The sequence below is a fragment of the Streptococcus mitis genome, assembly GCF_047460035.1.
Taxonomy (GTDB): Bacteria; Bacillota; Bacilli; order Lactobacillales; family Streptococcaceae; genus Streptococcus; species Streptococcus mitis_DW.
Genome location: NZ_JASHHB010000001.1, coordinates 164296 through 180086, shown reverse-complemented (window position 1 = coordinate 180086; position 15791 = coordinate 164296). Strand labels below are relative to the sequence as shown.

The window sequence follows — 15791 nt, the reverse complement described above, 5'->3', positions numbered from 1 at the left end:
ATGATTTCAAAGAGATTAGAATTAGTGGCTTCCTTTGTGCCACAGGGAGCCATTTTACTAGATGTGGGAAGTGACCATGCTTATCTGCCTATCGAGTTGGTCGAAAGAGGCCAAATCAAAAGTGCCATTGCGGGTGAGGTGGTGGAAGGTCCCTATCAGTCTGCGGTCAAAAATGTTGAGGCTCACGGCCTAAAGGAGAAAATCCAGGTTCGTTTAGCCAATGGCTTGGCAGCTTTTGAAGAGGCAGATCAGGTATCGGTCATCACTATTGCTGGCATGGGCGGCCGTTTGATTGCTAGGATTTTAGAAGAAGGCTTGGACAAGTTAGCTAATGTAGAACGATTTATCCTCCAGCCCAATAATCGTGAAGACGACTTGCGTATCTGGCTACAAGAGAACGGATTTCAGATCGTAGCTGAAAGCATCTTAGAAGAAGCTGGCAAGTTTTATGAAATTCTAGTTGTGGAAGCTGGACAAATGAAGTTATCAGCCAGTGATGTTCGCTTTGGACCTTTCTTGTCCAAAGAAGTCAGTCCAGTCTTTGTCCAAAAATGGCAAAAAGAAGCTGTTAAGCTAGAGTTCGCCCTCGGACAAATCCCAGAAAAAAATCTGGAGGAACGTCAAGTTTTAGTAGATAAAATTCAAGCCATCAAGGAGGTTCTCCATGCTAGCAAGTGAAGTAATTAACGCATATGAAGCCTTTTGCCCTCAGGAATTTTCAATGGAGGGAGACAGTCGTGGTCTGCAAATTGGTACTTTGGACAAGGATATCCAAAGGGTCATGGTGGCTCTGGATATTCGTGAAGAAACGGTGGCTGAAGCCATTGAAAAGGGTGTGGACTTGATTATTGCCAAGCACGCGCCGATTTTCCGTCCTATCAAGGACTTGGTATCTAGCCGTCCGCAAAATCAGATTTACATCGACCTCATCAAGCATAACATTGCAGTTTATGTCAGCCATACCAATATTGATATCGTTGAAAATGGTCTCAATGATTGGTTCTGTCAGATGCTAGGTATCGAGGAAACGACCTATCTGCAGGAGACAGGTCCTGAACGTGGAATTGGACGTATTGGGAATGTTCAGCCTCAGACATTTGGGAAATTGGCCCAGAATGTCAAGCAAGTCTTTGGTCTAGATAGTCTTCGAATGGTGCATTATCAAGAGAGCGATTTGCAGAAGCCTATTTCAAGAGTGGCCATCTGTGGTGGAAGTGGGCAGTCATTCTATAAGGATGCTTTGGCAAAGGGGGCAGATGTCTATATCACTGGTGATATTTACTACCACACTGCCCAGGATATGTTGTCTGATGGGTTACTGGCATTGGACCCAGGTCACTATATTGAAGTGCTTTTTGTGGAAAAAATTTCTGCACTCCTTACTCAATGGAAGGCTGAAAATGGCTGGACAATTGATATTGTACCAAGTCAAGCATCGACCAATCCTTTCCACCATATCTAGTTAGAAAGTGAAAACAATGAAAAAAGTTGCCATTATTGGAGCAGGAATTGTGGGAGCAACAGCTGCCTACTACCTCTCTAAAGAAAGTGACCTAGAAGTAACCGTCTTTGACCATGGACAAGGTCAGGCTACCAAGGCCGCAGCGGGAATTATCAGTCCTTGGTTTTCCAAACGTCGCAATAAAGCCTGGTACAAAATGGCGCGCTTGGGGGCTGACTTTTATGTGGATTTGTTGGCTGATTTAGTGAAGTCAGGGAAAGAAATTGACTTTTACCAGCGTTCGGGAGTCTTTCTCCTGAAAAAGGATAAAACTAAGTTGGAAGAACTCTATCAACTAGCCCTCCAGCGTAGAGAAGAATCTCCTTTGATAGGCCGGTTAGCCATTCTGGACCAAGCATCAGCTAACGAATTATTCCCTGGTTTGCAGGGATTTGACCGTCTGCTCTATGCTTCTGGTGGAGCGAGAGTAGATGGCAAACTTTTAGTGACTCGTTTGCTGGAAGCCAGTCAGGTCAAGCTGGTCAAAGAAAAAGTAACTCTGACACCTTTAGCATCAGGCTACCAAATTGGAGAAGAGGTGTTTGATCAGGTTATTTTGGCGACTGGAGCTTGGTTGGGACACCTGTTAGAGCCTTTAGGTTATGCTGTGGATGTCCGTCCTCAAAAAGGACAACTACGAGATTATCAGCTTGGCCAAGACATGGAAGCTTACCCTGTTGTTATGCCAGAAGGGGAGTGGGATTTGATTCCTTTTGCAGGTGGGAAATTATCCCTAGGCGCTACCCATGAAAATGACATGGGATTTGATTTGACGGTAGATGAAACCTTACTCCAACAAATGGAGGAGGCAGCCTTGCCTCACTATCCAGTCTTGGCAGTAGCGACTTCAAGAGCTGAGCGTGTGGGAATCCGTGCCTATACCAGTGATTTCTCACCTTTCTTTGGGCAGGTGCCAGAATTAGCAGGTATCTATGCTGCTAGTGGACTAGGTTCATCAGGCCTCACAACTGGACCTATCATTGGTTACCATCTAGCTCAACTGATTCAAGACAAGGAGTTGACCTTGGACCCTCTAAACTACCCAATTGAAAACTATGTCAAACGAGTAAAAAGCGAATAATACTCAATGAAAATCAAAGAACAAACTAGGAAACTAGCCGCAGGCTGCTCAAAGCACTGCTTTGAGGTTGTGGATAGAACTGACGAAGTTAGCTCAAAGCACTGCTTTGAGGTTGTGGATAGAACTGACGAAGTTAGCTCAAAGCACTGCTTTGAGGTTGTGGATAGAACTGACGAAGTCAGTAACATATATATGGCAAGGCGACGTTGACGTGGTTTGAAGAGATTTTCGAAAAGTATAAGAATTTTACTGAAATTTTAGCCTCCCCTCTAGGATGGCAAATGACATTCCCTATCAAAAATGGTAAAATAAGAAAAAATAATCCGAGAATCGAGGAAAGAAGATGCAAGAAAAGATTTTGGTAACGGGTGGAGCAGGTTTTATCGGAACCCACACTGTTATTGAGTTAATCCAAGCAGGTCATCAAGTTGTTGTGGTGGATAACCTTGTTAATAGTAACAGAAAAAGTTTAGAAGTTGTTGAGAGAATTACAGGAGTTGAAGTGCCTTTCTATGAGGCAGATATCCGTGATACAGATACTCTTCGTGACATTTTCAAACAAGAAGAACCAACTGGTGTCATTCACTTTGCTGGCTTGAAGGCTGTCGGCGAATCAACACGTATTCCTCTTGCCTACTATGACAACAATATCGCTGGAACTGTTAGTCTTTTGAAGGTCATGGAAGAAAACAACTGTAAAAACATCATTTTCAGTTCTTCTGCGACAGTTTACGGAGATCCTCATACAGTGCCCATCTTGGAAGATTTCCCTCTTTCAGTGACCAATCCATATGGCCGAACCAAGCTTATGCTAGAGGAAATTTTGACGGATATCTACAAGGCAGACTCAGAATGGAATGTGGTCTTGCTTCGTTACTTTAACCCAATCGGAGCTCATGAGAGCGGAGATTTGGGAGAAAATCCAAACGGTATTCCAAACAATCTCTTGCCATATGTGACTCAAGTAGCCGTTGGAAAATTAGAGCAAGTGCAAGTGTTTGGAGACGATTACGATACGGAAGACGGAACTGGTGTTCGTGACTATATTCACGTTGTCGATTTGGCTAAAGGTCACGTCGCAGCTCTACAAAAAATCCAAAAAGGTTCAGGCCTAAACGTTTATAACCTTGGAACAGGTAAAGGCTACTCAGTTCTTGAAATTATCCAAAATATGGAAAAAGCAGTGGGACGTCCAATTCCTTACCGCATTGTAGACCGTCGCCCAGGGGATATCGCAGCCTGCTATTCAGATCCTGCAAAAGCCAAAGCAGAACTGGGCTGGGAAGCAGAGTTAGGCATCACCCAAATGTGTGAAGACGCATGGCGTTGGCAAAGTAAGCATCCAAATGGATTTGAAGACTAAGATGGTGATGTCAATCATTGTCCCCTGTTTAAACGAAGAGGAAGTACTTCCTCTTTTTTATCAGGCTTTGGAAGCTTTACTTCCAGATTTGGAAACAGAAATCGAGTATGTCTTTGTCGACGATGGATCAAGTGATGGGACTTTGGAACTCTTAAAGACCTATCGGGAGCAAAATCCGGCAGTTCATTATATTTCTTTCTCGCGAAATTTTGGCAAAGAAGCAGCTCTCTATGCAGGCTTGCAATATGCGACAGGAGACCTAGTGGTGGTGATGGATGCAGATCTCCAGGATCCTCCTAGTATGTTGCTTGAGATGAAAAATTTACTAGACCAAAATGCAGATTTAGACTGTGTAGGAACACGGAGAACTAGTCGGGAGGGAGAACCAGTTTTACGTAGTCTCTGCGCTAATCTCTTTTACCGCCTTATGCAAAAAATTAGTCCAGTAGCCCTGCCGTCAGGTGTCCGTGATTTTCGCATGATGAGAAGGTCTGTAGTCGATGCTATTTTAGCTTTGACCGAGTCTAATCGTTTTTCTAAGGGACTCTTTGCCTGGGTCGGCTTTAAAACCCACTATCTGGACTATCCAAATGTCGAAAGACAGGCTGGCAAGACCAGTTGGAGTTTTAGGCAACTCTTTTTCTACTCCATTGAAGGGATTGTTAACTTTTCAGATTTTCCCTTGATTATCGCCTTTGTGGCAGGTCTCCTATCTTGTTTTATTTCTCTACTAATGACCTTTTTTGTTGTGGTTCGAACCCTCATTTTGGGCAATCCGACATCAGGTTGGACCTCTCTGATGGCTGTTATTCTCTTCCTTGGTGGGATTCAACTCTTGACCATTGGGATTCTCGGTAAGTATATCAGTAAGATTTATCTAGAGACTAAAAAAAGACCACTTTATCTTATCAAAGACAAAAGTGACCTTCCTGATTTTACAGAAAAAAATAAAGAGAAAAGACTATAATTTTGCATGGAAATATGCTAAACTAGAAGGAGTGGAACGTTCCTGTCGATATTAGAGTTAATCTTTAATCAAGGCACGTGTCGGACAGTTTCTAACAGCTTCTACGACGTCCTGACTAGGAGAGATTTCTTTTTCTAGTTGGTCAGGGTCATCGTAAAAACGCACGATTCCATTATCGTGGTAATCAAATAAATCAGAATAAGTTTGGCAAAGCCCACAGGCAATGCAACGTTCAGGTATAAGTGTGATTTTCATATTTATATTGTAATAAGAAAAGTAAAAAAAAACAAGGAGTAAGGTATGGCAAAAGAACCGTGGCAAGAAGATATTTATGAGAATCAAGAAGAAACAAGATCAGAACGTCGTAAGAGAGAACAAGGTGGAGGAGTGCTGGCTAATCGTATCTTGACTATTTTAGCAAGTATTTTCTTTGTGATTGTAGTCGTGATGATTATTGTTCTGATCTATCTTTCATCGGGTGGGAGTAATCGCACGGCAGCCTTGAAAGATTTTCACGATTCAGATACAAAAGTAGAGCAAGTTTCTTCTACTTCTAGTAGTTCAGAGCAGGCATCTTCTAGTTCAGAGGAGAAGGCAGAAGAGTCATCTAGTAGCTCAGAACATCCAACTGATCCAGAAGGAACTACAAAAGTCTTAGCTGGAGAAGGAGAAGCAGCCATTGCCGCTCGTGCAGGAATCTCGATTGCTCAGCTAGAGGCCTTGAATCCTGGGCATATGGCTACAGGGTCTTGGTTTGCTAATCCAGGTGATGTTGTCAAAATCAAATAGGAGTTGATATGAAAACAATTCAAATTGCTATTGACGGTCCTGCTTCAAGTGGTAAGAGTACAGTCGCAAAGATTATTGCAAAGGATTTTGGTTACACCTATCTAGATACAGGTGCTATGTATCGTGCAGCGACCTACATGGCTCTCAGGAACCAATTAGGAGTTGAACAAGTTGAAGAACTCTTAGACTTATTGGACCAGCATCCAATCAGTTTTGGGCGCTCAGAAACTGGAGAACAACTTGTCTTTGTAGGAGATGTGGATATTACCCATCCTATCCGTGAAAATGAAGTGACCAATCATGTTTCAGCTATTGCAGCAATTCCTGAAGTACGTGAGAAACTAGTTTCTCTCCAACAAGAGATTGCCCAGCAAGGTGGGATTGTCATGGACGGTCGCGATATTGGAACGGTTGTATTGCCACAAGCAGAATTGAAAATTTTCCTAGTAGCTTCGGTAGATGAAAGAGCAGAGCGCCGTTACAAGGAAAATATTGCCAAGGGAATTGAAACAGACCTTGAAACCCTAAAAGAGGAAATTGCTGCGCGTGACTACAAGGATAGTCATCGTGAGACTTCGCCTCTCAAACAAGCAGAGGACGCTGTCTACCTTGATACAACTGGCTTGAACATTCAAGAAGTAGTTGAAAAAATCAAAGCAGAAGCTGAAAAAAGAATGTAGATGTTGAAAAGCCGATAGATTGATATCGGTTTTTTCTAAATTTGTCAAAATGCTGATTTTAGGGTATAATAGTTGCTGTTCGAGAAATTTTGATTTTCAAAGAATAGTGAATGATGATAAGGAGAAACCATGAACAACCTACCAAATTGCCCAAAATGTAACTCAGAGTATGTCTACGAAGACGGTGCCCTACTGGTTTGCCCAGAGTGTGCTTATGAGTGGAATCCTGCTGAAGTTGCAGATGTAGAAGAGGGCCTTGTTGCTATCGATGCCAACGGAAATAAATTGGCTGACGGTGATACAGTCACTCTCATCAAGGATTTGAAAGTAAAAGGTGCGCCAAAAGATTTGAAACAAGGGACGCGCGTGAAAAATATCCGCATCGTAGAAGGCGACCACAATATCGACTGTAAAATTGATGGCTTCGGTGCCATGAAACTCAAATCAGAGTTTGTGAAGAAAATTTAAGCATGTCAAAACACTATAAACTTGTATTTTATAGCCGTATCTTCTTGTTTCTAGCGGCTTTTACGGGAGTTTATCTTGAAATCGCCAAGCATGGTGGATTTGGGATGCTGCTCTATTATACGGTTCTGTCCAACCTCTTAGTCGCGATTTTTACGCTCTATCTCCTAAAGGTTATGAGCCGTTTAGGTGAAAACTGGCAAAGGCCAAGTCTCTTGCGCTTAAAAGGTGGGGTCACTATGAGTATCATGATTACCTGTGTGATTTACCATTTCCTATTAGCGCCTATTGCGACTAATTTCTATACCCTAGAAAATTTTCTTTGCCACTATATCGTTCCCCTCTGGTTTTTAGCAGATACCCTCTTTTTTGACAAACAGGGTCAATACAAGATTTGGGATCCAATTGTGTGGACGATTTTACCCTTGCTTTATATGATTTTTGCTCTTTTTAATGGCTTGGTACTGAAACTTGATGTTCCTAATTCTAAGGTCAGTCCCTTCCCTTACTTCTTTTTGAATGTAAACAAGGGTTGGGATGTCGTGTTCAAGTGGTGTCTGATTATCTTTGTTGCCTATATGGTGGCAGGATTTATCTTCTACTTTATTAAGCAAATCAAGAGAAAGTCATCCTAATACTCTTCGAAAATCTCTTCAAACCACGTCAGTTTCGCCTTGCCGTACTCAAGTACAGCCTGCGGCTAGCTTCCTAGTTTGCTCTTTGATTTTCATTGAGTATAAGACACAAGGGATTCATTTTCGAGTTTAAGAAGGAGTCTGTACACTAAAGAGGCTTCTTCTTTTCTTGCTTGTTTGATAACTATCAAAAGAGACAGAAGATTAAGAGAAAATATAGAAAGAGATTTCATGAAACAATTTTTAGAACGGACCAGTATTTTGGCTCTCTCCCTCGTTTTGATTACATCCTTTTCCATCTCGAGTGCCCTGCCAGCTATGTTTGACTATTATCAAGGTTATCCTAAGGAACAAATTGAGCTCTTGGCGAGCTTGCCCTCCTTTGGAATCATGATTATGTTATTACTAAATGGTTTCTTAGAAAAAATATTTCCTGAGCGCTTACAGATCAGTTTGGGATTGCTGATTTTATCACTAAGTGGAACAGCTCCCTTTTGGTACCAAGCTTATCCTTTTGTCTTTGGAACACGGATTCTTTTTGGTTTGGGTGTTGGGATGATTAATGCCAAGGCCATTTCCATTATCAGTGAACGCTATCAAGGAAAAACGCGAATTCAGATGTTAGGACTACGCGGTTCTGCAGAGGTCGTTGGGGCTTCTCTCATTACCTTGGCAGTCGGCCAATTGTTGGCCTTCGGTTGGACAGCTACCTTCCTAGCCTACAGTGCTGGATTTTTGGTACTGACCCTTTATCTGCTCTTTGTACCTTATGGAAAAGAAAAGAAAGAAGTCAAGAAAAAAGAGAAGGAAGTAAGTCGCTTAACTCGAGAAATGAAAGGCTTGATTTTTATTCTAGCTATCGAAGCGGCAGTTGTAGTTTGTACCAATACAGCTATTACCATCCGTATTCCAAGTTTGATGGTGGAAAGAGGGCTTGGAGATGCCCAGTTATCTAGTTTTGTTCTTAGTGTCATGCAGTTGATCGGGATTGTGGCTGGTGTAAGTTTTTCTTTCCTGATTTCAATATTTAAAGAGAAACTGCTCCTCTGGTCTGGTATTACCTTCGGCTTAGGGCAAATCGTGATTGCCTTGTCACCATCCTTATGGGTGGTTGTAGCAGGGAGTATTCTAGCTGGTTTTGCCTACAGTGTAGCCTTGACGACGGTCTTTCAACTTGTCTCTGAACGAATTCCAGCTAAACTCCTCAATCAAGCCACTTCATTTGCTGTATTAGGCTGTAGTTTCGGAGCCTTTACGACTCCATTCGTTCTAGGTGCAATTGGCTTACTAACTCACAATGGCATGTTGGTCTTTGCTATCTTAGGATCTTGGTTAATTGTAACCTCTATCTTTGTCATGTACCTACTTCAAAAGAGAGCTTAGGATTGGTTTCCTAAGTTTTTCTTTTTGTGAATATTGTACCCAGACAATATTTGTTTTAGAATCTTGTTTACAGATTATTTTCTTGATAAAATAGAAGTTATGACAAGATACAAAGCAACTATTTCCTATGATGGTTACGCCTTTGCTGGTTTTCAGCGCCAGTCTCATGCGCGTAGTGTTCAGGAAGAAATTGAAAAAACCTTGACCAGGTTAAATAAAGGGGAAGCCATTACTGTTCACGGTGCTGGTAGGACAGATAGTGGGGTTCATGCCCTGGGACAGGTTATTCATTTTGACCTGCCTTATCAAATGGATGAGGAGAAGCTCCGTTTTGCTTTGGACACCCAGTCTCCTGAAGATATTGATGTGATTTCGATTGAGCTTGTGGCGGATGATTTTCATTGCCGTTATGCCAAGCACAGTAAGATCTATGAGTTTATCGTGGATAGGGGCCGTCCCAAGAATCCTATGCGCCGTCACTATGCCACTCACTTTCCCTATCCACTCGATGTGGAACGCATGCAGATTGCAATCAAAAAGCTAGAGGGAACCCATGATTTTACCGGTTTTACAGCCTCTGGGACTAGTGTAGAGGACAAGGTTCGTACTATTACAGAAGCTAGTCTTAGGGTTGATGAGACAGGCCAGTTTTTGACTTTTACCTTTTCAGGAAATGGTTTCTTGTATAAACAGATTCGCAATATGGTGGGGACACTGCTCAAAATCGGCAATAACCGCATGCCAGTAGAGCAGATTGACCTCATCTTGGAGAAAAAGGACAGGCAGCTTGCAGGTCCCACTGCAGCACCAAATGGTTTATATTTAAAGGAGATTCGTTATGAAGAATAATCGTATTTTAGCACTTTCTGGGAATGATATTTTTAGTGGTGGTGGCCTGTCAGCTGATTTGGCTACCTATACCTTGAACGGCTTGCATGGTTTTGTAGCAGTGACTTGTTTGACAGCCTTGACGGAAAAGGGCTTTGAAGTCTTTCCAACTGACGATACCATTTTTCAACATGAATTAGATAGCTTGCGTGATGTGGAGTTTGCAGGGATTAAGATTGGTCTTCTCCCTACTGTCAGTGTGGCTGAGAAGGCATTGGACTTTATCAAGCAACGCCAAGGAGTTCCTGTGGTATTGGACCCTGTCTTGGTCTGCAAGGAAACGCACGATGTAGCTGTCAGCGAGCTCTGTCAAGAGTTGATTCGCTTTTTCCCTCATGTCAGTGTGATTACGCCTAATCTTCCAGAAGCAGAATTATTAGCTGGTCAGGAAATTAAAACCTTGGAAGATATGAAGGATGCAGCGCAGAAATTACATGACTTAGGAGCGCCAGCAGTCATTATCAAGGGAGGCAATCGCCTTAGTCAGGACAAGGCTGTGGATGTTTTTTATGATGGACAAACCTTTACAGTCCTAGAAAATCCCGTTATCCAAGGCCAAAATGCTGGTGCAGGTTGTACCCTTGCCTCTAGCATTGCCAGTCACTTGGTTAAAGGTGATGAACTTTTACCAGCAGTAGAAAGTTCTAAGGCTTTCGTTTTTCGTGCTATTGTACAAGCAGATCAGTATGGAGTAAGACAATATGAAGCAGACAAAAACAACTAAAATAGCACTTGTATCTCTATTAACCGCCCTTTCTGTGGTTCTAGGCTATTTCTTAAAAATTCCAACACCGACAGGAATTCTAACTCTTTTAGATGCGGGTGTCTTCTTTACGGCCTTCTACTTTGGTAGTCGTGAAGGGGCTGTAGTCGGAGGATTAGCAGGTTTCTTGATTGACCTCTTATCAGGCTACCCTCAGTGGATGTTCTTTAGCTTGGTCAACCATGGCTTGCAGGGATTTTTCGCAGGGTTTAAAGGAAAAGCTCAGTGGCTAGGCCTTATCTTAGCAACAATTGCAATGGTAGGGGGTTACGCCTTGGGTTCAACTTTGATGAATGGCTGGGCAGCAGCCCTACCCGAAATCCTACCAAATTTCATGCAAAATATGGTAGGGATGATTGTAGGATTTATTCTTAGTCAAAGTATCAAGAAGATTAAGTAAAGAGGCTGAGTCAAAAGTCTTTCAAATAAGAAAAACGCATAGTATCAGGTGTTGAAAAACCTTGATAGTATGCGTTTTATTGTGGGAAGATTTTCGAAGAATATTAATCAAAATAAAGCAAGTCTTTGCTGGTGCTTGTAAAGAGGTCAAAGCCATCCTTGGTAACAACACCGCAGTCTTCAATACGAACACCGACTTTGCCAGGGATATAGATACCTGGTTCAACAGAGAAGCACATGCCTTCTTCGATGACCATGTCGTTTCCTTCCATGATAGATGGGAATTCGTGGACATCCATACCGATACCGTGACCAAGACGGTGGTTGAAGTACTCGCCGTAACCAGCTTTTTCGATGACCTCACGGGCAGCGCGGTCCACTTCATGGGCAGTCACACCTGGCTTGATAAAGTCAAGAGCAGCTTGTTGGGCTTCAAGAGTCAAGTTGTAAATGTCTTTCTTGAATTGGTCAGGTTTGCCGACTGCGACTGTACGAGTCATATCTGACGCATAGCCGTTGACTAGAACACCAAGGTCAAAGAGGAGAAGGGCGTTATTTTCAACTTTGTTTGCTGCTGGAATACCGTGTGGATTTGCAGCATTATCACCTGTCAAGACCATGGTGTCAAAGCTCATTTCATAGCCTTCACGTTTCATGGCAAAGTCAATTTGGGCAATAATATCTGTCTCAGTTTTATCAAGAGAAATATTATCAAAACCAACCTTAACAGCCTTGTCCGCATAGAGACCTGCAACCATCATTTTTTGCACTTCGTCAGCTGATTTGATGAGGCGCATACGTTGGATACGAGGAGTGAGGTTTTCAAATTCAGCAGTTTCAAAGACTATTTTCAAGCCATGATATTTGGTCAAGATGAGATTGTCAAACTCAACAGCGACACGTTTGAAGTCAAGTTTTGGAAGAGCATGTTTCATTTTTTGCCATGGATTTTCAGAATCTACATAGCCCACAACTGGGAAGGAAACAGTGCTACTTGCACGCTCAACCTCAAGGGCTGGGACAAAGAGGAGGGGTTCCTGATCCGCTAGGACAAAAAGGAACATTTGACGTTCATGGGGATCACTGTAAAAGCCAGTGAGGTAATTGATTGTGACGGGGTCAGATACGACAGCGACGTCTAGTTTTTCAGTTTCAAGATATGTTACGATTTGTTGTAATTTAGACATATGCTACCTTCTTTCTACCCCTCTATTTTGGCAAAAAAAGAGAGAAAATGCAAGGGAGAAGGGTAAAAGAAAAGGAAAAAAGAACTCCGACAAGATAACAGAGTTCTTTGATATAATTTCCTTTTGTTTAAGAAAAGTCAGCCTTGCTTTTGACGTCGCTGTATTCTTCAGCGATTTCTTGGCTGAGAATGTCCTCATAAGCAGGGAGTTGAATGTCCTGACCATATTTCTTCTTGAGGGCAGTAGTGACTAGGCGATAAGCTAGATTGGCATTGCGAGAGAGGATAGGTCCGTGGAAGTAAGAACCAAAGACATTCTTATAATGGACCCCTTCGCCGACCTTTTCTTCGTTGTTTCCATTTCCATAGACAACCTGTCCCAGCGGTTTTTGGTCATCAGAGAGGAAGGTACGGCCCTGATGATTTTCAAAACCATAGTAGGTTTCATTGAAATCTTCATTATGAATCTTGATGTCACCGATAAAACGGTTATTGGTCTGGTTGAGGGTGTAGTGGCCCATGACCCCTAGTCCTTCGATACGTCTCCCTGAAGCTTCAACATAATATTGCCCAAATAGTTGGAAACCACCACAGATAGCCAGAACCACACCGTCGTTTTGGATGTAGTTGTCAATGCTCTCTTTTTTAGCAGGTAGGTCGTCTGCAATAATACTTTGTTCAAAGTCTTGACCGCCACCGAAAAAGGCGATGTCGTAGTGATTTTCGTCAAAGTCATCATGGAGAGAAACGATGTCAACGGTCACATGGGCTCCCAGCTTTTCAGCCACATACTTGAGCATGAGGATGTTTCCATTGTCCCCGTAGGTATTCATGAGGTTTCCATAGAGGTGGGCAATGTTGAGCTGATAGGGGTAATTGCCAGCTTTTGAGGAAAGTGAAGTATAAACCATTAGTTCATCTCCTTTCTAACAATCTGACGACTAGCCAGCAGTTCGCGGAATTCAAGCATAGCAGTATAGGTAGCCAGAATATAAGCATGCTTGCAGTCTTGGTTTTCAATTGTTTTAAGAACTTGTTCCAGACTACTTGTTTCAGTGATTTTATCAGCTGGATAGCCTGTTACCCGTAGACGACGCGCGATTTCAGAATGACGAACACCGCCAGCGTTGATTTCAGGGATATCCATGTCAGTGATTTGTTCAAAGTCCGCATCCCAGATCCAACTAGTATCAATCCCATCAGCATAGTTGGCATTGAGTAGAACAGATAGGCTAAATGGGTAAGGTGCTAGTTTGATCATTTCAATAGCTTGGGTCGCTCCAACAGGATTCTTGATGAGGACAAGGGTACATTCCTTGTCACCGATATGGAAGGTTTCTTGGCGTCCAAAGACAGCACGACTCTTATCAAATCCTTGCTTGATGAGTTGTGAATCTGCACCAAGGAAACGGGCGATGGCAACCGCAGTTAGGGCGTTGTAGATATTGTAGAGACCACCGATTTGAATACCGTATTCTTGTCCGTCAATGACAAAGCGAGAGCGATTGTTGGTCAACTCAACTAGTTCTGTCAAGCGATAGTCGAGATCAGGACGTTTACATCCGCAGCCTTCACAGATATAGGCACCCAAGTTTGCATAAGTATTGTGCTCATATTTGAGGATTCTTTGGCAGTCAGGGCAGAGGATTCCTTCGGTATTATAGTGAGCCAGCTGGGCTGGGCCTTTCTCCAAGTCAAAACCAAAATACTGTACAGGATTTGGAATAGCTGGCTTGTAGAAAAGTGGACTATCTCCATTAAGGAGAACAGTAGCCGTAGGCACCTTACGAATGGCATCCAAAATCATCTTGTAAGTTGTGTAAATTTCACCATAGCGGTCCATCTGGTCACGGAAGATATTCGTGATGACAAAAAGGCTTGGCTGGATATAGTCACAGATACGAGATAGACTGGCTTCGTCGATTTCTAGGACGGCAATATTTTTCCCAGTTTTAGAAGATTTGGCTGTTAAGAAGGTTGTCGCAATTCCTGTAATCATGTTGGCACCGCTTGGGTTGGTCAGAACTTGACCATAAACCTCTTTTAAAATGCCGACAGTGAGAGCAGTTGTCAAGGTTTTTCCGTTGGTTCCAGTCACCACGACAATCTCGTAGTTCTTAGCTAGGTTTTGTAAAATATCTTTATCGAATTGAAGGGCAAGTTTTCCTGGAAGCGTACTTCCACGGCCAAGACGGCTTAAAATGAAGTGGGAAGAACGCCCAGCAAGAAGGCCCAAAGTAGTTTTTAATTTCATGTTTCTATTATATCATAAAAGAAGGAAAAGACAGATTTGAGATTCCGCAGAAGTAAAAACAGCCCAAGGAGGGCTGTTCGATACGATTAAATCTCAACTTAAATCGCAAACAAGTCATTCAAGTTCTCAGCCAAGGTTGGGTGAGTGAAGATTTGTTTTGTGAAGTAAGTGTAAGGAATTTTGTTGTCCATAGCAACAGTGATGATGTTGATGATTTCTTGAGAACCTTCTGAGAAGATGCTTGCTCCAAGAATTTCTTTTGTTTCAGTATTAACAACAGCTTTGAAGGCTCCGCGAAGGTCTCCGTTCACGTGACCACGAGGCATGGCTGCAACAGGAATTTCCTTAACGGCGTATGGAAGTTTCAAATCAGCTGCTTGGCTTTCAGTCAAACCGACTTGTGAAAGGGCAGGTGTGATAAACATGGTGTTTGGTACATTGAGACGATCTTCAAGCGTGTAGCTGCCATCTCCAGCAAGGTAGCTGTAAACAACACGGAAGTCATCAAGTGAAATGTAAGTAAATTGAAGACCACCGTTGACATCCCCAACTGCAAAGACACCAGGAACGTTTGTTTGACAATGTTTATCTACTTTAATAGCGCCACGTTCAGTAAGTTCAATGTCTGTATTTTCAAGTTGAAGTGGTTCTACGTTTGGCTTACGTCCAGTTGCGTAGAGAAGGGCGTCGAAACGGTAAGTTTCATTTTCAGTTACGACAAGGACTTGGTCACCGTCGTTTTTGATTTCAGTAGTACGGATATTTTGAAGCAATTCAATACCGTCTTCTTCCATGTATTGTTTAGCAAGAGCTGCGATGGAAGGTTCTGCACGAGGTAGGAATGTATCCAAGGCATCTAGGACTGTAACCTTGCTTCCAAGTTTGTTGTAAAGACCAGCAAATTCAAGACCGATATTTCCACCACCAAGGACTCCAAGTTTTTCAGGCAATTTGTCCAAGTTTTGGATACCTGTTGAGTCAAAGACGTTTTTGCTTGTAGCGAGTCCAGGGATTGGCAAGACATTTGAAACAGCACCAGTGTTGATGACGATTGTTTCAGCAGTCAGTTCTTTCTTTTCATCACCAGCTTGGATTTCGATGACTTTGTTTGAAAGGAAGTGAGCTTCCGCATCAAAGATATCGACGCCTGTACCAGCAACAGTAGCATAGTTTTTACCGTTGAGGCGACCAGTGACCGTGTTTTTGGTAGCAATCACTTCTTCAAAAGACAAGTCTTTCTCAGCAGCAACTAGCAAAGTTTTAGTTGGGATACAACCAATGTTGATACAAGTTCCACCGTACATAGCTTTGCTACGTTCAATGAGGGCAACTTTTTTACCAGCTGAAGCCAATTTACCAGCTAGTGTTTTACCAGCTTTACCAAATCCGATAACGATTAAATCATAAGTTAACATTTAGAGTTCCTCCTATTCGATT

Annotated in this window: 18 protein-coding genes; 13 read left to right on the top strand and 5 right to left on the bottom strand. The window is 42.5% G+C overall.

Translation table 11 applies throughout. The features are described from left to right. The 5 genes from QM956_RS00940 to QM956_RS00920 all read left to right on the top strand — a co-directional run bounded on the left by QM956_RS00940 (position 1) and on the right by QM956_RS00920 (position 4912). The gene (locus QM956_RS00940) at positions 1–678 is read left to right on the top strand and encodes a tRNA (adenine(22)-N(1))-methyltransferase (RefSeq protein ID WP_414302086.1); all 678 of its coding nucleotides are present in this window, start codon (positions 1–3) and stop codon (positions 676–678) included. Beyond that, positions 665–1462 (top strand): Nif3-like dinuclear metal center hexameric protein, encoded by a 798-nt coding sequence (locus tag QM956_RS00935; RefSeq protein ID WP_141230728.1) that lies wholly within the window; start codon positions 665–667, stop codon positions 1460–1462. Before QM956_RS00940 ends, QM956_RS00935 begins: the two co-directional genes overlap by 14 nt. A 16-nt stretch (positions 1463–1478) precedes the next feature. After that, positions 1479–2582 carry an NAD(P)/FAD-dependent oxidoreductase gene (locus tag QM956_RS00930; protein WP_414302085.1) on the top strand — a complete coding sequence of 368 codons (1104 nt, stop codon included), beginning with the start codon at positions 1479–1481 and terminating at the stop codon, positions 2580–2582. A 343-nt stretch (positions 2583–2925) separates the two neighbouring features. Then, the gene (galE, locus tag QM956_RS00925; RefSeq protein ID WP_061590355.1) at positions 2926–3945 is read left to right on the top strand and encodes a UDP-glucose 4-epimerase GalE; all 1020 of its coding nucleotides are present in this window, start codon (positions 2926–2928) and stop codon (positions 3943–3945) included. 1 nt (position 3946) lies between these two features. After that, positions 3947–4912, top strand: coding sequence for a glycosyltransferase family 2 protein (locus QM956_RS00920; RefSeq protein ID WP_414302132.1), 966 nt, complete (start codon positions 3947–3949; stop codon positions 4910–4912). A 57-nt stretch (positions 4913–4969) separates the two neighbouring features. On the opposite strand, the gene QM956_RS00915 is transcribed toward QM956_RS00920, so the two are convergent. Then, the gene (locus tag QM956_RS00915; RefSeq protein WP_161683526.1) at positions 4970–5167 is read right to left on the bottom strand and encodes a ferredoxin; all 198 of its coding nucleotides are present in this window, start codon (positions 5165–5167) and stop codon (positions 4970–4972) included. 45 nt (positions 5168–5212) lie between these two features. Here QM956_RS00915 and QM956_RS00910 point away from each other — a divergent pair, with 45 nt between their 5' ends. From QM956_RS00910 to QM956_RS00875, 8 genes are all read left to right on the top strand, one after another. Beyond that, positions 5213–5701: an SAG1386/EF1546 family surface-associated protein gene (locus QM956_RS00910; RefSeq protein ID WP_180948026.1), complete on the top strand. Its 489-nt coding sequence runs from the start codon at positions 5213–5215 to the stop codon at positions 5699–5701. Between the two features lie 8 nt (positions 5702–5709). Further along, on the top strand, positions 5710–6381 hold the full coding sequence (gene cmk, locus QM956_RS00905) for a (d)CMP kinase (protein WP_247947354.1): 672 nt from the start codon (positions 5710–5712) through the stop codon (positions 6379–6381). A gap of 129 nt (positions 6382–6510) precedes the next feature. Beyond that, complete coding sequence (locus QM956_RS00900; protein ID WP_001061596.1) at positions 6511–6849, top strand: zinc ribbon domain-containing protein YjdM; 339 nt, start codon at positions 6511–6513, stop codon at positions 6847–6849. Between the two features lie 2 nt (positions 6850–6851). Continuing rightward, positions 6852–7481 (top strand): Pr6Pr family membrane protein, encoded by a 630-nt coding sequence (locus QM956_RS00895; protein ID WP_000033942.1) that lies wholly within the window; start codon positions 6852–6854, stop codon positions 7479–7481. A gap of 231 nt (positions 7482–7712) precedes the next feature. Continuing rightward, positions 7713–8864, top strand: coding sequence for an MFS transporter (locus tag QM956_RS00890; protein ID WP_414302084.1), 1152 nt, complete (start codon positions 7713–7715; stop codon positions 8862–8864). 99 nt (positions 8865–8963) lie between these two features. Beyond that, a complete protein-coding gene (gene truA / locus QM956_RS00885; RefSeq protein ID WP_414302083.1) occupies positions 8964–9713 on the top strand; it encodes a tRNA pseudouridine(38-40) synthase TruA in 750 nt (249 codons plus the stop codon). Beyond that, positions 9703–10476 carry a bifunctional hydroxymethylpyrimidine kinase/phosphomethylpyrimidine kinase gene (locus QM956_RS00880; RefSeq protein ID WP_414302082.1) on the top strand — a complete coding sequence of 258 codons (774 nt, stop codon included), beginning with the start codon at positions 9703–9705 and terminating at the stop codon, positions 10474–10476. The genes truA and QM956_RS00880 overlap by 11 nt, the downstream gene beginning before the upstream one ends. Further along, complete coding sequence (locus tag QM956_RS00875; protein WP_084863029.1) at positions 10454–10915, top strand: ECF transporter S component; 462 nt, start codon at positions 10454–10456, stop codon at positions 10913–10915. Before QM956_RS00880 ends, QM956_RS00875 begins: the two co-directional genes overlap by 23 nt. A gap of 103 nt (positions 10916–11018) precedes the next feature. Here the strand turns inward: QM956_RS00875 and QM956_RS00870 are convergent, their stop codons facing one another. From QM956_RS00870 to QM956_RS00855, 4 genes are all read right to left on the bottom strand, one after another. Next, positions 11019–12101 (bottom strand): M24 family metallopeptidase, encoded by a 1083-nt coding sequence (locus tag QM956_RS00870; RefSeq protein WP_261014771.1) that lies wholly within the window; start codon positions 12099–12101, stop codon positions 11019–11021. A 127-nt stretch (positions 12102–12228) separates the two neighbouring features. Then, positions 12229–13011: a lipid II isoglutaminyl synthase subunit GatD gene (gene gatD, locus QM956_RS00865; protein ID WP_414302081.1), complete on the bottom strand. Its 783-nt coding sequence runs from the start codon at positions 13009–13011 to the stop codon at positions 12229–12231. Further along, positions 13011–14354, bottom strand: coding sequence for a lipid II isoglutaminyl synthase subunit MurT (gene murT / locus QM956_RS00860; RefSeq protein ID WP_414302080.1), 1344 nt, complete (start codon positions 14352–14354; stop codon positions 13011–13013). The genes gatD and murT overlap by 1 nt, the downstream gene beginning before the upstream one ends. A gap of 98 nt (positions 14355–14452) precedes the next feature. Beyond that, positions 14453–15769: an FAD-containing oxidoreductase gene (locus QM956_RS00855; protein ID WP_261019993.1), complete on the bottom strand. Its 1317-nt coding sequence runs from the start codon at positions 15767–15769 to the stop codon at positions 14453–14455. Between the last annotated feature and the right edge of the window lie 22 nt (positions 15770–15791).